Source organism: Arthrobacter agilis, assembly GCF_030816075.1.
Taxonomy (GTDB): domain Bacteria; phylum Actinomycetota; class Actinomycetes; order Actinomycetales; family Micrococcaceae; genus Arthrobacter_D; species Arthrobacter_D agilis_E.
The window spans coordinates 454,434-471,393 of the sequence record NZ_JAUSXO010000001.1 but is presented as its reverse complement, the minus strand read 5'-3'; the positions used below and the strand labels follow the sequence as shown (position 1 = coordinate 471,393).

The window sequence follows — 16,960 nt, the reverse complement described above, 5'->3', positions numbered from 1 at the left end:
CTGCCCGCCGACAGGAGGATCATGCTCGCAGCCGAACGCCACGCGGCGATCCTCGACCGCCTGGCCCGGCAGCCCGCGGTCCGCGTCAGCGGCCTGGCCGTGGCGCTGGGCGTCTCCGAGATGACCGTCCGCAGGGACATCGACATCCTCGAGGCCAGGGGCGCGCTCGTGCGCGTGCACGGCGGCGCGGTGCGCCCGGGCAGCCTCAGCTCGGTGGAGGCCGGCTTCGATGCGAACCGGACGCGGGGCGGGGAGGCGAAGCGGAGGATCGCCGTGGCGGCCGTCTCCCTCCTGGCGCCGGGCATGACGGTCTCGATCACGGGTGGCACCACCACCTATGCGCTGGCGCCCCTCCTCGCGCGGATCCAGGGGCTGACCGTCATCACCAACTCGCTCCCCCTCGCCGACGAGCTGCACCGGCTGCACGCCGGCTCCCCCGGCGACGCCGCCCCGCAGGTCCTGCTCTCGGGCGGGCAGCTCACGCCGTCAAAGGCCCTCGTCGGCCCCCTCGCCACGAACGCCATCGCCTCGCTCCGTGCCGACCTGTGCTTTATGGGAGCGCACGGCGTGGACGCGGACGCCGGCATCACCACCCCCAATCTCGCGGAGGCCGAGACGAACCGTGCCTTCGCCCGGACCTGCGGACAGCTCGTCGTCCTCGCCGACGCGTCCAAGCTCGGCGTCGTGAGCCTCGCCCGTGTCTCGGGCCTCGACGCCGCCGCGGCCCTCGTCACCGACCGGCAGCCGGGGGACGACTACGCCGCCCGCACCCGCATCCTCTGCGACCCCGTTCCCGACCCCCACCTGGAAGAGCGACCATGACCCACGTCACCCCCACCCGACTGTCCGACGGGCGCGAGCTGATCTACTTCGACGCCCGGGAGGAGAGTGCCGCACGGCACCGGGATCCCGCCGCGACCCACGACCCCCGCGGCCTGCCTCCGCGCGGCCCGGCCGGCACCGCCCGCTACGACGCCCTGACCGGGGAGTGGATCGCGGTGGCCGCCCACCGGCAGTCACGGACGCACCTGCCGCCCGCCGACCAGTGCCCCCTGTGCCCGACGACGCCGTCGAACCTCTCGGAGATCCCCACCGACTACGAGGTCGTCGTCTTCGAGAACCGCTTCTCGTCCTTCGGCCCCGATCTCGGCGACCTCCCGGCGTCCCCCGCGTGGGGTACGACGGCGACGGCCTACGGACGGTGCGAGGTGGTCGCCTTCGACTCGGCGCACGAGGGCTCCTTCGGGTCCCTCAGCCCCGACCGCGCACGGACCGTCATCGACGCGTGGGCGCAGCGCACCGAGGCCCTGTCCGCCATGCCCGGCATCAAGCAGGTGTTCTGCTTCGAGAACCGTGGGGCGGACATCGGCGTGACGCTGCTGCACCCGCACGGACAGATCTACGCGTACCCGTTCATCCCGCCGCGCGCCGCGACCCTGGCGGCCCGGGCGTCCGAGTTCTTCGAGGCCTCCGGCGGCACGCAGACCCTCATGGGTTCCGCGCTGGCCGCCGAACGCTCGTCGGGCGAGCGCATGGTGATCGAGGGCAGGCACTTCAGCGCCTTCGTGCCCTTCGCCGCCCGCTGGCCGCTCGAGGTGCACCTGGTCCCCCACCGCCAGGTCGCCGACATCGCGGGCCTCACGGGCGAGGAGCGCGACGAGCTGACCACGGTCTACCTGGAGCTCCTCGGTAGACTGGACGCCCTCTACCCCACACCCACCCCGTACATCGCGGCCTGGCAGCAGGCACCGATCGACGATGCCCTCCGCCCCGCCAGCTACCTGCACCTGCAGCTGACCTCACCTCGCCGCGCCGCCGACAAGCTGAAGTTTCTGGCCGGCTCGGAGGCCGCGATGGGCGCCTTCATCAACGACACCACCCCGGAGAAGGTCGCGGAGGCACTCCGCGGCGCCACTCCCGCTCCAGTACGTAAGGACCAGGCATGAACTCCACACCCCTCGATCTCGCGGCGGCCTTCACCGAGCGTTTCGGCACCGAACCGGACGGCCTCTGGTCCGCGCCCGGACGCGTCAACGTGATCGGCGAGCACACCGACTACAACGACGGCTTCGTGCTGCCGTTCGCCCTCAAGCACTCGACGACGGTCGCGGCCGCCGTCCGGCCGGACCGGATCGTCCGCGTCGCGTCCACCTTCGCGCCCGACGAGGCCCCCGTGACCGTCGACCTCGACACGCTCGAGGAAGGCGGCATCGAGGGGTGGGCGGCGTACCCGCTCGGCGTCCTGTGGGCGATGGAGCAGTCGGGGTACCGCTGCCCCGGCATGGACCTCCTCGTGGACTCCTCGGTGCCCGTCGGCGCGGGCCTCTCCTCCTCCGCGGCCCTCGAGTGCTCCGTGGCCGTCGCGGCGAACGACCTCTCGCAGGCCGGCATCTCCCGCCGGGAGCTCGCGGTGATCGGGCAGCTCGCCGAGAACCGGATGGTCGGCGCGCCCACGGGCATCATGGACCAGTCCGCCTCCCTCCTCGGCGAGGTGGGCCACGCGGTGTTCCTCGACTGCCGCTCGGGTGATTCCCGGCTCGTCCCCCTCGACCTGGAGGGCGCGGGACTGGAGCTCATGGTCATCGACACGCGGGTCAGCCACGCGCACTCCACCGGCGGCTACGCGGCACGGCGGCGCTCGTGCGAGCTCGGCGCCGAGCTCATGGGGGTCCCCGCGCTCCGCGATCTCTCGGTCCCGGACCTCGCGGAGGCGGCCGGTGTCCTGGACGAGGAGACCTTCCGCCGTGTCCGCCACATCGTCACCGAGAACGCGCGGGTCGAGGACGCCGTGAAGGTCCTCACGAGCACGGGCCCGGCGGACCTGGGCCCGCTGCTCGTGGCCAGCCACGCCTCGATGCGCGACGACTTCGAGATCTCCTGCGCCGAACTGGACGCCGCCGTGGAGGCGTCGCTCGAGGCCGGCGCCCTCGGTGCCCGCATGACCGGCGGCGGTTTCGGCGGCGCGGCGATCGCCCTGGCACGGGTGGACGACGTCCCGGCCATCCGCTCGGCCGTCGAGAGCGCCTTCGCCGCCGCGGGCTTCCGCGCCCCGGTCATCTTCAGCGTCCTGCCCGGTGCGGGAGCGGCACGCATCGCCTGATCCGGGGCGAGAACGGAAGAGACCCGCAACCGGTGGTTGCGGGTCTCTTCCGTCTCAGGACGCCGGGGCGCCCGGGACTGCTAGTCGTCGCCGCGAAGGATCGCGAGCAGGCGCAGGATCTCGACGTACAGCCACACGAGGGTGACGGTCAGCCCGAAGGCAGCGGTCCACGAGTAGCGCTGCGGCGCACCCTGCCGCACACCCTCGCTGATGGAGGTGAAGTCGATGATGAGCGAGAAGGCCGCGAGGCCGATGGCCAGGATGCCGATGACGACGCCGAACGGGATGCCCGTCCCGAGGAAGTCGGCGCCCCGGAGGCCCCACGGGTCGTCGTTCACGCCGAAGACCATGAGGCCGAGGTTCAGCAGCGAGAAGGCCGCGTAGCTGATGAGCGCGATCATGAAGAACTTCATCGCCCTCGGCGTCGCGCGGACTTTGCCGCTCTTGAAGAGGGCGAGCGTCACGCCGAACACCACGAGGGTGCCGAGGACCGCCTGCACGGCGATACCGGGATACATCGACTCGAGGAACATGGTCAGTCCGCCGAGGAAAAGGCCCTCGAGCCCGGCGTAGGCGAGGATCAACGCGGGTGAGGGCTCACGCTTGAACGAGTTGACGAGACCGAGCACGAACCCGCCGAGCGCGCCGACCACCATGAGGGGGAGGGCGAGGCCCGGTACGAGGAACGCCGGGATGGCAGCACCCACGAGCACGAAGCCGAGGCAGAGCAGCGTCTTGACGATGACGTCGTCGAAGGTCATGCGCCCGGTCTCCGCGGGGCCGGCCGACGGCTGGTTGTACATGTGCTCCAGCTGCTGCTGGTTCGCGACGGCCGTGCCGCCGTAGGTCATGGTCCCGAAACCCGCGGTCTCGTTGCCCCGGGTAGCGGAACGGAAGTTCTTTCCGTTGAATACCGGATTGCCGCCAAGTGCCATTGTGAGTTAGTCCTCCAGTAGGGGGCTGCGTGTTCGTCCAACCCTACCAATTCCAACGGTTCCTACCCTGTTTTGTTCCCGGACGGATCGCTCCGGACGGGGGTCGCCGGATGCGGAATTTCAACTGCAAAGGGCCCTTGGTAAAACATTCGTTACCGAATTGCTACCTTGCCGGGATGCTTTTGCGAAATGGCGAAACATGCCGCTAGTAACATGACACCCACGTCCGTGACACTCGTCACAACTGTTGATCCCGGCGGCTGCCGTCGGGCCTGCCCCCACCGTGGAGGTTCCCATCTTGATCACCCTATCGACGCCTGCACGGATCAGGAGGTCGCTGCTCCTGGTGCTCGGCCTTCTGACGATCGTGCTGCTCGGCGCCCCCGCGGCGCAGGCGTCCCCCGAACCGCCCGCCCCGGCACAGCACGTCACCGTGCTCCAGGCCCAGAGCGCGGGCACCGTCCAGGCCGCCGAATTCGACAACCGGATCGGCGGCGTCCTCCGCGGGGCCGACGGCCCCATCGCCGACGTCACCGTGACCGCGACCGGCAACGGCTTCGAAGGGGAAGCCACGTCCGGAGCCAACGGTGCCTGGAGCATCGGGGTGCCCGAGCAGGGCACCTACGAGGTGGCCATCGACGAGGACACCCTCCCCGAGGGCATCGCCCTCGCCGAGGGGCAGGAGAACCCGCGCCAGGTCACCTTCGCCAACACCTCCAGCGCCACGACTCTGTTCCTGTTCGGCGAGGGCATCGTCACGCAGAAGACCTCGTTCCTGGAGACCCTCGCCGAGCGCGCCCTGGCCGGTTTCAGCTTCGGCCTCCTCCTCGCCCTCAGCGCCGTCGGACTCTCACTGATCTTCGGCACCACGGGCCTGACCAACTTCGCCCACGGCGAGATGGTCACCCTCGGTGCCGTCCTCGCGTTCGCCTTCGCGGGTGCCGGCCTCCCGATCGCCGTCTCGATCGTCCTGGCCGTCCTCGGCGGCGGGCTGCTCGGCTACGTGCAGGACGCCGGGCTCTGGAAGCCCCTGCGGCGGCGCGGCACGGGCCTGGTCCCCATGATGATCGTCAGCATCGGCCTCGCACTGGCCCTGCGGTACATCATCCAGTTCTTCTTCGGCGGGGCCACCCAGCAGCTGCCGGGCTCGCAGAGCCAGATCATCGACCTCGGGTCGGTCTCCATCTCGCGCAACAACCTGACCTCGCTCATCGTGAGCCTCGTGGTCATCCTCGCGGTCGCGTTCCTGCTGCTGCGCACGCGCATCGGCAAGGCCACGCGCGCCGTCGCGGACAATCCCGCGCTCGCCGCCGCCTCCGGCATCGACGTGGACCGCGTCATCCGCATCGTCTGGGTCGTCGGCGGGATGCTCGCGGCCCTCGGCGGCATCCTCTGGGCCTACTACCGGCCGGGCGTGTCCTACAACATGGGCCAGCAGATCCTGCTGCTCATCTTCGCCGGTGTCACCCTCGGCGGACTGGGCACCGTCTTCGGCGCGCTCGTCGGTTCCATCATCGTCGGGCTGTTCGTGGAGATCTCCACGATCTGGCTCGAAGCAGACCTCAAGTACGTGGGAGCGCTGCTGATCATGATTCTCGTGCTCCTGTTCCGGCCGCAGGGTATCCTCGGCCGCCGAGAGCGCATAGGTTAGGGGCTCCCCATGGACTTCGGAAACATCCTCGTCAACGCCTTCGGCGAACTGATCAGCCCGACGACGGCGGCCTACGCGCTCGCCGCGCTCGGCCTCGCCGTCCACTTCGGCTACTCCGGCCTCCTGAACTTCGGCCAGGCCGGCTTCATGGCCGTCGGTGCCTACGGGTACGCCATCTCGACGCTCAGCTTCAACGCCCCCCTGCCCGTGGCGGTCCTCGTCGCGCTGCTGTCCTCGGTGGTCTTCGCGATCGTGCTCGGCATCCCCACACTCCGGCTCAGGGCGGACTACCTCGCCATCGTGACCATCGCGGCGGCGGAGATCATCCGCTACATCGTGACGACCAACGGGCTCACCGACATCACGGGCTCCGCCAACGGACTCGCGGCGTTCGAGGGCGGCTTCTACGGGCTCAACCCGTTCCCGCCCGGCACCTACCACATCGGTCCGCTCGGCATGAACGAGCGCGACTTCTGGATCCGCATCGTCGGCTGGACCGTCGTCATCATCGCCTGCCTCGTGGTCTGGCTCCTCATGCGCAGCCCCTGGGGCCGCGTGCTGAAGGGCATCCGGGAGGACGAGAACGCGGTGCGCTCGCTCGGCAAGAACGTCTACGCCTACAAGATGCAGGCCCTCGTGATCGGCGGTGTCCTCGGCTCCCTCGCGGGCATCATCTTCACGCTGCCCCGCGGCGCCGTGCAGCCCGCGAACTACGCGACGGAACTCACCTTCTTCCTCTACACCTGCCTCCTCCTCGGCGGCATGGCCACTGTCCTCGGACCGGTCATCGGGGCGATGATCTTCTGGGTAGTGCTCTCGTTGACGCAGGGACTCCTGTACGGCGCGATCGAGGTCGGCGCCATCACGTTCCTGTCCAACTCACAGGCGGGTCAGCTCCGCTACATCCTCGTGGGTGTGGCCCTGATGCTGCTCATGGTCTTCAGGCCGCAGGGCGTCCTGGGTAACAAGAAGGAGTTGGCGTTCGCATGACCGGCAACCACAGCACCAGCAATCCCGACGACACCGCCGCGACACCGGGTGACGACGCGCTGACCGGAGGCTCCCACGCCGTCGGCGGAGGGGCGTCCACCGACGCCGCCTCCCCCGCAGCCGCCGGCGCCTCCGGCGCTTCCGACCACATGAACGATTCGGCGCCGATCACCACCGGTGAGTCGGGACCGGGGTGCCGCAAGCGGGACCCCATCGTGATCGCGCAGAACGTGACGCGCAGCTTCGGCGGCATCAACGCCGTCGACGTCGAGTACCTCGAGATCCCCCGGCACAAGATCACCGCGCTGATCGGCCCCAACGGCGCCGGCAAGACGACGCTGTTCAACCTGCTGACCGGCTTCGACACCCCGAACAGCGGTGACTGGGAGTTCGACGGCAAACCGCTGGCCAAGGTCGCCCCGCACAAGGTGGCCCGCATGGGCATGGTGCGGACGTTCCAGCTCACCAAGGTCATGGGCAAGCTCACCGTCATGGAGAACATGCGCCTGGGTGCCACCGACCAGCCGGGCGAGAGCCTCGCCCGGGCCCTTTTCAAGGGCATCTGGGGCGGCCGCGAGCGCGAGATCACGCAGCAGGCGGAGGTGCTGCTGACCAAGTTCAAGCTCGACACCAAGCGGGACGACTACGCGGCCTCGCTCTCCGGCGGCCAGCGCAAGCTCCTCGAGATGGCGCGGGCGCTCATGGTGCGCCCGCGGCTCGTGATGCTCGACGAGCCGATGGCCGGCGTCAACCCGGCGCTGACGCAGTCGCTGCTCGACCACATCAAGAACCTGAAGGCCGAGGGCATGACGGTCCTGTTCGTGGAACACGACATGCACATGGTCCGGCACATCGCCGACTGGGTCGTGGTCATGGCCGAGGGCAAGGTCGTCGCGGAGGGCCCGCCGGACATCGTGATGAAGGACCAGGCCGTCATCGACGCCTATCTCGGCGCGCACCACGACGTCGACCTCGGTGACTCCACGGGCATCGAGCGCCTCGAGGAGGAGCTGGCCCACGACGACGAGTCGGTGGTCGGTACCGAGAACGAGGGGATCCTCGGGCACGGCGTGACGGAGGTCGAAGGCGGAGCCTACGCCTCCGGCACGGCACACAAGGACGAGGAGACGAAGTAATGGACGAATTCGAGGGCGACTCCGTCGTCAAGGTCACGGACCTCGTCGCCGGGTACCTCCCGGGCGTGAACATCCTGAACGGCTGCAGCATCGAGGCACGCCGCGGCGAGCTCATCGGGATCATCGGGCCGAACGGGGCCGGCAAGTCCACGCTCCTGAAGGCGATGTTCGGCCTGGTGAAGGTCCACTCGGGCACCGTCGTGGTGCGCGGACAGGACCTCACGGGCCTGAAGGCCAACAAGCTGGTCAGCCGGGGTGTGGGGTTCGTGCCGCAGAACAACAACGTCTTCGGCACGCTGACCATCGAGGAGAACCTCCAGATGGGCATGTACCAGCGGCCCAAGGACTTCAAGGAGCGCTTCGACTTCGTCGCGAGCCTCTTCCCCGAGCTGGGCAAGCGGCGGGCGCAGCGCGCCGGTTCGCTCTCCGGCGGCGAACGGCAGATGGTCGCCATGGGGCGGGCCCTCATGATGGATCCCGCCGTGCTGCTGCTCGACGAGCCGTCGGCGGGCCTCTCCCCCGTGAAGCAGGACGAGACGTTCCTGCGCGTCCACGAGATCAACCGGGCCGGTGTCTCGGTGATCATGGTGGAGCAGAACGCCCGGCGCTGCCTGCAGATCTGCGACCGCGCCTACGTGCTGGACCAGGGCAAGGACGCGTACACGGGGACCGGCCGCGAGCTGATGAAGGATCCGAAGGTCATCCAGCTCTACCTGGGGACCCTCGCCGACACCGCCTGACACACCACGGCGGCGCGGAGCGCAAGGGATGGGCGGGGCCGGCAACGGTTCCGCCCATCGGCGCCTCCGGGCCGATACGTTGGCAGGAGGGACGCCGGACGGCGTCCGCCCGAGGAAGGGGTGTCCGGATGGCGGGACTGGCCAGCAGTGCGATCGGCAAGGGCTTCGAGGTGGTGTTCCGCGGCATCAAGCACGTCCGGCGCCACCGCCCCATCCACTCGCGCGGCCTGAGGCTGGACGGCACGGTGGTGGTGCACGATCACGGCCGGACCAGCGGGATCTCCTGGATCGACCGTCCGAGCGAAGGGCCCGCCACGGCACGGGTCTCGCGGTCCGCCGGCACCCCTGACGGGCTGCCCGACATCGTGGGGCTCGCCGTGCGCGTCCACCACCCCGCCTCCGGGCCGACGCCGTCCACCTTCTCCGACATCCTGCTGTCCTCCACGGGCTGGGCCGTCCCCGGCCGCTTCCTCCTGGTGCCGAGGCTCAGCGTCTCGCGGGCCCCCCTGAGCACGATGATGCCGTACCGCGGCGACTCCGGACCGGTGCTCCTGGCAGCCCGGACCCTCGGACCCGCGGGGCTGCCCTCGTCCCTCCGCGGTTTCGCGCGCTCCCTCGGCGCCTCACCGTGGCAGCTCGGACTCTACTTCGCCACGCCCCGCGGGCCGTGGCAGCACTTCGGCACGCTCACGCTCCGGCTGAACCCCGCGGCCGAGGAGAAGGACCTGCGGTTCGACGCCGTCCTCCACCCCCTCGCGGGCGCCGGGACCTACGACTGGGCCCGGACGGTGCGGGAGCCCTCCTACGCCCTCTCCAGGCGCGAATCAGGCGACTCCTGACCCCGGGCCGGACCCGCCCGGCGCGAAAGAACCCCGACCGCACCTTCCTGGGGAAGGGCGGCCGGGGTTCTCTTCCCGGGGTGTCGCCTGCTACCGCCGGCCTGATCGGCCGGTGGAAGCCCTAGAGCTTGCCGACCTCGGAACGGCTCGGCTGCGGCTTGTTGTCGGCGTCGTACTTGTAGATGCCGATGGCAGCCTCGGTGGGATCGCCCTTCGCGTCGAAGGAGACCGGGCCGGAGATGCCGTCGTAGTCGATGTCCTCACCGTTGCGCAGCAGGGTCACGCAGCCGGCGAAGTCGAAGCACTTGGTGCCGTCCTTGGACACACCCTCGAGTTCGGCGGCGATCGCGGTGCCCTCGACGCTTCCCGCGGCCTCGGCGGCGAGCGAGATGAGGTTCACGGCGTCGTAGCTCTCACCGGCGTAGGCGTAGCTGGTCAGCGCGGGGTCGACCGTGGCGAGGGCGTCCTGGAAACCGGTGCCGGTGAAGGGGCCGGGGATGGTGCCCTGTGCGCCCTCGAGGGTACCCGGATCGAGGTCCTTGCTGTAGTCGGAGGTGTTGCCGTCGACCATGAAGATGGTGCTGGCGTCGATACCCTTGGCGACGAGCAGCGGCACGATGCTCTTGGCCTCGTCGAAGCTGATGAGCACGAGGGCGTCCGGCTTCGCGGCGGCGATGGCGTCCACCTGGCTGGAGAACTGCGAATCGCCCGTGTTGAACATCTCGTTCGCGACGACCTGGCCGCCCGCGCCCTCGACGGTCTCCTGGATGTTGCCCTGCAGGCCGGTGCCGTAGGAGTCGTTCAGGGTGATCATGCCGACGGTCTGCGCGCCGCACTCCATGATGTAGTTGCCGAGCGTGCGTCCCTGGAGGACATCGGAGGGAGCGGTACGGAAGTACAGGCCCTTGTCGTCCCAGTCGGTGAACTCGGGCGAGGTGTTGGCGGGCGAGAACTGCACCACGCCGGCACCGGTGATCTGGTTGATCACGGTCTTGGAGACGCCCGAGGACGCGGCGCCGACGATCGCGCTGACGTTCTGGGACAGCAGGTCCGTGACGGACTGGGTGGCGATGTCGGTGGTGGTGTCACCCGAGTCGCGGTGCGTGATGGAGATGTCCTGGCCGAGCACGCCGCCAGCCGCATTGATCTCGTTGGCGGCGAGGTTGACGCCCGCGATCTCGGGCGGGCCGAGGAACGCCAGGGTACCGGTGGTCGGCAGGATCGAGCCGATCTTCAGTGGCTCGGGGCTCGTGGTCTTGGAGGCGGGGACGGCCGCGGGGTCGCCCTTCTCGCCCTGCTCCTCGCCGGCGCCGCCTTCGCTCTCGGGACAGGCCAGCGCGGAGGACGCAGCAGCTGCGCTGGTCTCCGTGTCGCCGCCCTCGGCCTCGGACCCCGTGGAGCCCCCACCGCCACAGCCGGAGGCGAAGAGCGCGATGCCCAGACCCAGTGCAGCCACCTTCGCCGCTCGCGGGGCACTCTCCCCGATGCCGAAAAGCACCGAGTTGCGTGTTGCAATCATGAATTAGTCTCCTCGACCGAAAGGCTCTTGCTGCCTTTGATGCTGTTTGCCAGGTGTTCCTGGCTTGTAGGAAAAGCTAATCCAAATTTGTGTCTGAGATAAGGGAATCGGGTTACATCCTTGTAACGCTCGTCACAGGCATCGCAGAGGACCCTTGACACCGGGCACTGCACAGCGCACTGACCATCCGACCGCGCAGTACACGCCGGGACCCCGCGGGAGGACCCGTGCCCCAGCAGGGACTCGAACCCTGACTGAACAGATTTTAAGTCTGCTGCCTCTGCCATTGGGCTACTGGGGCGGTTCCGCCGGACCAGCCTACCCCGGGCCGTGCGGGGTGCCGCCTCCGGCGGGGAGACGACAGAACGACGGCGACCCCGGTCAGGAGGTCGCCGTCGTTCGTCGTGCGGTTCCGTGCTTTCAGGCAGTGGCCTTCGCCGACGCGGCCTGTCCGGCCGGCGTGGGCGGCTGGCTCTGCAGCGCGGTGTCCTTCTTGGGCGGCGGGGTGGCCGCTTCGCGGAACTGGCGCTGCGGGGTCTGCAGGTCCGACAGCGGGGCGAGGTCGCGACCGAACAGGAAGCTCATGCTCCAGTTGATGATCACGCGGGCCTTGCGCTCGTACATCGGCATGGCGAAGCCGTGGTAGCCGCGGTGGGCGAGCCAGGCCGGGAAGCCCTTCATGCCGAAGCCCATGATGTTCGCGACACCCTTGAACTGGCCGAAGCCGGCGACGGCGCCGAGGTTGGTGTGGCGGTACTCCTTGACCTCACCGACGCCGTAGTTCTCGGCGAGGATGTTCGCGGCGAGGAGCTTCGCCTGGCGGACGGCGTGCTGGGCGTTGGGGACGCAGAAGCCTCCGACTCCCCCACCGGTCAGGTCGGGGACGGCCGCGACGTCGCCGGCGGTCCAGGCGTGCGCGACGGGTCCGTCGTCGCCCGTGATGCGGAGCTCGGGGGTGGCGCGGACGCGGCCGCGCTCGTCGACCGGGAAGTCCGTGGAACGGACCACCGGGTTGGCCTGGACGCCTGCGGTCCAGAGCAGCGTGTCGGTCTCGAACTCGTCCGCAGGGGTCTTGTCCGGCATGTTGATGAGCTTGAGCGTGCCGTCCTTGGCGCTGGAGAGCGAGGTGTTCAGCAGGACCTCGATCTCGCGGGAGCGGAGGTGCTCGACGACCCACTCGGCCTGCGCGGGGGTGACCTCGGGCATGATGCGTCCCATGGCCTCGACGAGGACGAAGCGGAGGTCGGAGCGGCTGAGGCGGGCGTTGGCCTTGACGGCGTCGCGGGCCGCGTCCTCCATCTCCGTGATGGCTTCGATGCCGGCGAAACCGCCGCCGACGACGACGAAGGTCAGCGCGCGGTCGCGCTCGGGGCCCGCGGGCATGACGGAGCCGGTCTCGATGCGCTCGAGCATCCTGTCGCGCAGCGCGACGGCCTCCTCGATGGTCTTCAGGCCGATGCCCTGGTCCTTCAGGCCGTCGATCGGGAAGGTGCGCGTGATGGAGCCGGCGGCCACGACGACGTCGGTGTAGCCGAGCTCGAAGGACTCCCCGCCGCCCGTGGGCTCGATGGTGGCCTTGCGTCCGGCGTGGTCGATCGAGGTGACCTTGCCCGAGATCAGTTCCGTCTTCCGCAGGTGCTTGCGGTGGGAGACGATCGCGTGGCGCGGCTCGATGCTGCCGGCGGCGACCTCGGGGAGGAAGGGCTGGTAGGTCATGTAGGGCAGGGGGTCGACCAGCGTGACGATGCCGCCGTGGTCCTTGACCTGTTTCTGCAGCCCGCGCGCGACGTACAGTCCGACGTAACCGCCGCCGACGACGAGGATGCGCGGGCGGTCGGAGAAGTGTGGGTTCGATGCCATGCCCCCGATGCTACCGGAGTTTGTGAAAATCTTCACTAGCTCCCTGGGCGTCGGGGAACCCCGGACCGGCCCTGCTCGTTACGGCCTGCCGTCAGGCGGAGGGATCGTCCGGGGACCGCCCGTCGTGCACCGGTCCGGGCCGTGGGGGGCGGCGCACGCGCAGCACGTGCACCGCCCCGCCCAGCAGCACCGCGAGCAGGAGTCCGCCGAAGCCGAGCACCACGAGCGCGGGGACGTTGTGCACCGAGGTGAGGGGGTCCTCGGCCTGCGGGGCGGGAGGCGCGGGGATGACCTCCGCCGGGGACTCCTCGACGGGGGCCGGTGAGGGTGCGGGGGTCTGCCCGCCGCGCCGGTAGAGCTGGATCCACTCGGCCATGCTGCCGAGCCGGTTCTCGTCGGGCACGGCCACGTCCCTGCCGACGGCCGAGGCGACGTCGAGGACGCCGTACCCGTAGAGGGTGTCGAAGCCGGGGGCCCCGGCGTCCCGGGCCGTGCCCACGATCCGGTTCACCACCTGCGCCGCCGAGAGGTCGGGATACCGGGCGCGGATGAGGGCGGCGACGCCCGAGACGAGGGGCGCGGCGCCGGAGGTCCCGGACCAGTCGGCGTAGAAGCCGCCGGGCAGTCCGCCGACGAGGTCCTCGGACGGCGCGGCGACGGCGATGCTGATGCCTTCGCTGGAGGCCTCGGCGCTGGCCACCCCGGACCGGTCCAGCCCGGCGACGGCGAGTACCCCGGGGATGGTCGCGGGTGCGCCGACCTGGGTCAGGCCCCCGGCGCGGTTCCCGGCGGCCGCGACGACGACGACGTCGTTCTGCTCCGCGTACAGGAAGGCGTCGTCCCAGCTCTCGGGCCAGGCGGTGCTCGTGCTGCCGAGGGACATGTTGATCACGTCGGCGCCGTGGTCGACCGCCCAGTGGACGGCGTCGGGGATCTGCTGATCCACCGACACGCCGGCGGGGTTGGGGCCGCTGTTCTGGCCCTCGATGAAGACGGAGACGGCCAGCAGGTCCGCCTGGGGCGCGACGCCGACGATGCCGTCGGGGCCCGCGCCGTACTGCTCGAGCGGTCCGGCATCGGCGGGTGGGGTCGCGGGCGGGCGGGCCGGTGGTGTCGCCCTGCCGGTGCTCCCGCCCGAGGGTGCGGGTGCGGGCGCGGGTGCGGCGTCGTCCGTGTGGCCCCGCCCGGCGAGGAGCGTGCCGACGAGGGTGCCGTGGCCCGTGACCTCTCCGATGCCGCGCTGCCCGCCGGGGTCGCCAGCCCCGGAGGCGTCCGTGCCGCCGACCACGGCCCCGACGAGATCGGGGTGGGTGCCGTCGATCCCGCTGTCGATCACGGCCACCGTGACGCCCTCGCCCTGGGTGGTCTTCCACGCCTCGGTGATGCCGTAGTCCTCGAGCCAGTACTCCTTGTCGCGGATCTCGTCCGCGGCCGCGGGCACCGCGGCCGGCAGCAGGACGGTGAGGGCGGCGGCGGCGACCGCGCCCGCCCGGGCCGTCCGCCGCATCCGGCGCCCTCGGCTGCGCATCAGCTCACCCGACCCGGTCCGCGACGCTCAGCGCGATCCCGTCCAGGATGTCGTGCTCGCTGGAGATCGCGGTCCCCACGCGCCCGTCGGTGACGGCCGCCACGCGCTCGACGATGGTCGCCCAGATCAGGGCACCGGCGCCGATCACGTCGACGCGGCCGGGGTGCATGTAGGGCAGTGCCGCCCGTGCCGTGCGGGGCCGGTGCAGGAGGTCCGACGCCGCTGCCGCGATCGCGGGGATGGGCAGTTCGGCGCCGTGGATACGCTCGGGCTGGTAGGTGGGCAGGTCCAGGGCGTGTGCCGTGACGGTCGTGACGCTGCCCGCGACGCCGACGATCTTCGTGATGCGGTCCAGGGGCACCTCGGCCGACGCCTCGTCGATGAGGCGGCGCACCTCCTCGGTCATCGCGGCGATCTGGATGTCGGTGGGCGGGTCGTCCTGCAGGAAGCGCTCGGTGTAGCGGACGCAGCCCATGTTCGTGCTGCGGGAGGCGATCAGTCCCGCCGTGGTACCCGCCACGAACTCCGTGCTGCCGCCGCCGACGTCGATCACCAGGACGGTCTCGTCCGCGGCGGTGGCGAGCACGCTGACGGCTCCGTCGAAGGAAAGCCTCGCCTCCTCGTCGCCAGAGATGACCTCGGGCTCCACGCCGAGCCGGGCACGGATGCCGTCGACGAACTCCTGGCGGTTCTCGGCGTCGCGGGACGCGGAGGTCGCGACGAACCGGAGGGGCGGGGCGCCGTGCTCCTCGATGAGGGCCGCGTACTCCTCCGCCGCGGTGAAGGTGCGGGCGAGCGCCGCCTCGGACAGGCGTCCGGTGGCATCGACGCCCTCGCCGAGCCGCACGACGCGCATGAGCCGGACGACGTCGGTCAGGACGCCGTCCTCGCTGTCGGCGATGAGCAGGCGGATGGAATTGGTACCGCAGTCGATGGCTGCTGTGCGCATTACTTCTCCTCGGTGGGTGCGGTGGAACCGGTGGGGCCCGCGGTGCTGCCCGCGGCCGATGGCGCGGCGGCACCGCGGCGGGCCGCGCGCTTCGCGTCGAGCTCCTCGGCGCTCAGGCCCTGCGTCCGCGTGTGCCTGCTCAGATCGGCGTGCGGTGCCTGTCCGGTGGTGTCCCACGCCCCGTCGCAGGAGCAGCGGTCGGGCGTCCACCACGGCGCGATGCGGGCGATCGCCTCGTCGCCCAGCGGATTGACGCCGGGTCCGGCGGCCAGGGAGTGTCCCACCAGCACGTGCAGGCACTTGACGCGGGTGGGCATCCCGCCGGCGGACACGCCGTCGATCTCGGGGACCGGCCCGGTGCCCGCACGTTCGCCGACGGCGGCGCGGGCGGCGAGATAGGCCTCGTGGGCGGCGCGGTAGCGCGCGGCGAGGTCGGGGTCACCCACCAGCCGCTCGCTCATCTCCGTCATGACGCCCTCGGCCTCGAGGCGTGACACCGCAGCCGTGACGACGGGGTGGCTGAGGTAGTACGTGGTGGGGAAGGGGATGCCGTTGGAGAGCCGCGGAGCGGTGGTGGCGACGAGCGGGTTCCCGCACACGCACCGGGCACCGATCTCGACGACGTCCCGTACGGGCCGGCCCAGCTGGCGGCTGAGGACGTCGAGGTCCCGCGCACTCGGGGTCCTCGGATCGTCGCCCGCCTGCCGGCCGGAGCCGTCGCGGTGGTCGTCGTGCTGGTCGTCGTGCTGGTCCTGCTGGGTCACGCTGTTCCTTCCTGGGACACCGGTTCCGGGTGTCCTGGTCGCGGCGGGGATCCTTCGGGCTGCCCGCCGCTGGTCGCTCAATCCGTTGCTGCGCGCACGACCGAGCTCCAGAGGGAGTCGACCCAGGGCAGATCGGTGGGTTCGGCGGCCGAGCCCTCGCCCGTGCCGTCCTCGATGCCCTCGCCGCCCTTCACCAGGTAGCGGGTCTCCCCCGGCATGACGAGGAAGATGCGCTCGCGCGCCTGCTGCTTGACGAAGGCCGGATCGTCCCAGCGGGCGAGCTCGGACTGGTAGTCCGCCTGTTCCTGCTGCTGGCGGGCGATGTCCGCCCGCAGGGCGTCCAGTTCGCCCTGCTGCTGCACGTACCGGCTCACCGACGGCGCGAGGAGCACGATCACGGCGACGAGGACCACGGCGAGGGCCAGCAGCCGCCCCGAGAAGGCCTTCGCCGGGATGGGCGTGGCCTCCTCGGCCGGCTGGATCGGGGATTCGGCGCGCTTCGAGCCGACCCTTCCGCGGCGGATGCTCCCCGCCAGCTGGGAACGCTCCGCGGCCCGCGCGGCGGACGGGGACGACGCCCGGGCCGCGCTCCCGGACGCCGCGGGGCGCCCGGTGCGGGGCGATGCCGCACTCTCGGTCCCCGCGGCGCGGGGCCGGCCTGCGGCGGGGGCCGCCGCTGCCCTCGGGTCCTTCGTGGCCGAGGGACCGGAGACGCGCGGCGTGGCCGGCTTCCGCGGGGAGGCGCCGGGCCGGGCCGGGGACAGCCCCGGTCGGGAGGGGGCCGGCTGGTGGCCGGCTCCACGGGTGCCGTGGTCGGTGGTCTGGCCCTTGGCCGTGCCGGGGGCCGGCCGTTCCTCCGCCGTAGGCGTCGGACGGCCGGCTCGCGGCACGTTAGGGCGGCGGGCTGTCATGGAGCTCCTCGTCAACGCTTTCGCGTGTTGTCGCGTCG

The 16,960-nt window shown here is 70.9% G+C and carries 15 protein-coding genes and 1 tRNA gene; 8 read left to right on the top strand and 8 right to left on the bottom strand.

What is annotated here, in order from left to right:
• Nucleotides 1–21 precede the first annotated feature (21 nt).
• The 3 genes from QFZ50_RS02170 to galK are packed head-to-tail and all read left to right on the top strand — an operon-like array spanning nucleotide 22 to nucleotide 3,100.
• The gene (locus tag QFZ50_RS02170; RefSeq protein ID WP_307081480.1) at nucleotides 22–822 is read left to right on the top strand and encodes a DeoR/GlpR family DNA-binding transcription regulator; all 801 of its coding nucleotides are present in this window, start codon (nucleotides 22–24) and stop codon (nucleotides 820–822) included.
• Complete coding sequence (gene galT, locus QFZ50_RS02165; protein WP_307081477.1) at nucleotides 819–1,946, top strand: galactose-1-phosphate uridylyltransferase; 1,128 nt, start codon at nucleotides 819–821, stop codon at nucleotides 1,944–1,946. Before QFZ50_RS02170 ends, galT begins: the two co-directional genes overlap by 4 nt.
• Complete coding sequence (gene galK, locus QFZ50_RS02160) at nucleotides 1,943–3,100, top strand: galactokinase (protein ID WP_307081475.1); 1,158 nt, start codon at nucleotides 1,943–1,945, stop codon at nucleotides 3,098–3,100. Before galT ends, galK begins: the two co-directional genes overlap by 4 nt.
• 80 nt (nucleotides 3,101–3,180) lie before the next feature.
• Here galK and QFZ50_RS02155 read toward each other — a convergent pair whose 3' ends face one another.
• On the bottom strand, nucleotides 3,181–4,035 hold the full coding sequence (locus tag QFZ50_RS02155; protein ID WP_307081473.1) for a Bax inhibitor-1/YccA family protein: 855 nt from the start codon (nucleotides 4,033–4,035) through the stop codon (nucleotides 3,181–3,183).
• A gap of 298 nt (nucleotides 4,036–4,333) precedes the next feature.
• Here QFZ50_RS02155 and QFZ50_RS02150 point away from each other — a divergent pair, with 298 nt between their 5' ends.
• The 5 genes from QFZ50_RS02150 (at nucleotide 4,334) to QFZ50_RS02130 (ending at nucleotide 9,391) form a co-directional block, all read left to right on the top strand.
• The gene (locus QFZ50_RS02150; protein WP_307081471.1) at nucleotides 4,334–5,686 is read left to right on the top strand and encodes a branched-chain amino acid ABC transporter permease; all 1,353 of its coding nucleotides are present in this window, start codon (nucleotides 4,334–4,336) and stop codon (nucleotides 5,684–5,686) included.
• 9 nt (nucleotides 5,687–5,695) lie between these two features.
• On the top strand, nucleotides 5,696–6,676 hold the full coding sequence (locus QFZ50_RS02145) for a branched-chain amino acid ABC transporter permease (RefSeq protein WP_307081469.1): 981 nt from the start codon (nucleotides 5,696–5,698) through the stop codon (nucleotides 6,674–6,676).
• 149 nt (nucleotides 6,677–6,825) lie between these two features.
• Nucleotides 6,826–7,812, top strand: coding sequence for an ABC transporter ATP-binding protein (locus QFZ50_RS02140; RefSeq protein WP_307086588.1), 987 nt, complete (start codon nucleotides 6,826–6,828; stop codon nucleotides 7,810–7,812).
• Nucleotides 7,812–8,552 (top strand): ABC transporter ATP-binding protein, encoded by a 741-nt coding sequence (locus tag QFZ50_RS02135; protein ID WP_307081467.1) that lies wholly within the window; start codon nucleotides 7,812–7,814, stop codon nucleotides 8,550–8,552. The genes QFZ50_RS02140 and QFZ50_RS02135 overlap by 1 nt, the downstream gene beginning before the upstream one ends.
• 128 nt (nucleotides 8,553–8,680) lie before the next feature.
• Nucleotides 8,681–9,391 carry a hypothetical protein gene (locus QFZ50_RS02130; RefSeq protein WP_307081465.1) on the top strand — a complete coding sequence of 237 codons (711 nt, stop codon included), beginning with the start codon at nucleotides 8,681–8,683 and terminating at the stop codon, nucleotides 9,389–9,391.
• A gap of 121 nt (nucleotides 9,392–9,512) precedes the next feature.
• On the opposite strand, the gene QFZ50_RS02125 is transcribed toward QFZ50_RS02130, so the two are convergent.
• The 7 genes from QFZ50_RS02125 to QFZ50_RS02095 form a co-directional block, all read right to left on the bottom strand.
• Nucleotides 9,513–10,910, bottom strand: coding sequence for an ABC transporter substrate-binding protein (locus QFZ50_RS02125; protein WP_307081463.1), 1,398 nt, complete (start codon nucleotides 10,908–10,910; stop codon nucleotides 9,513–9,515).
• A gap of 228 nt (nucleotides 10,911–11,138) precedes the next feature.
• Nucleotides 11,139–11,211: transfer RNA gene (locus tag QFZ50_RS02120), tRNA-Leu, on the bottom strand.
• Between the two features lie 119 nt (nucleotides 11,212–11,330).
• Entirely contained in the window at nucleotides 11,331–12,770 is a 1,440-nt protein-coding gene (locus tag QFZ50_RS02115) for an NAD(P)/FAD-dependent oxidoreductase (protein ID WP_307081460.1), read from the bottom strand.
• Between the two features lie 91 nt (nucleotides 12,771–12,861).
• Nucleotides 12,862–14,298, bottom strand: coding sequence for a S8 family serine peptidase (locus QFZ50_RS02110; RefSeq protein ID WP_307081458.1), 1,437 nt, complete (start codon nucleotides 14,296–14,298; stop codon nucleotides 12,862–12,864).
• A 4-nt stretch (nucleotides 14,299–14,302) separates the two neighbouring features.
• On the bottom strand, nucleotides 14,303–15,247 hold the full coding sequence (locus QFZ50_RS02105; RefSeq protein ID WP_307081456.1) for a Ppx/GppA phosphatase family protein: 945 nt from the start codon (nucleotides 15,245–15,247) through the stop codon (nucleotides 14,303–14,305).
• The gene (locus QFZ50_RS02100; protein ID WP_307086587.1) at nucleotides 15,247–15,891 is read right to left on the bottom strand and encodes a DUF501 domain-containing protein; all 645 of its coding nucleotides are present in this window, start codon (nucleotides 15,889–15,891) and stop codon (nucleotides 15,247–15,249) included. The genes QFZ50_RS02105 and QFZ50_RS02100 overlap by 1 nt, the downstream gene beginning before the upstream one ends.
• 197 nt (nucleotides 15,892–16,088) lie before the next feature.
• Nucleotides 16,089–16,922 carry an FtsB family cell division protein gene (locus tag QFZ50_RS02095; RefSeq protein ID WP_307081454.1) on the bottom strand — a complete coding sequence of 278 codons (834 nt, stop codon included), beginning with the start codon at nucleotides 16,920–16,922 and terminating at the stop codon, nucleotides 16,089–16,091.
• Nucleotides 16,923–16,960: the final 38 nt, after the last annotated feature.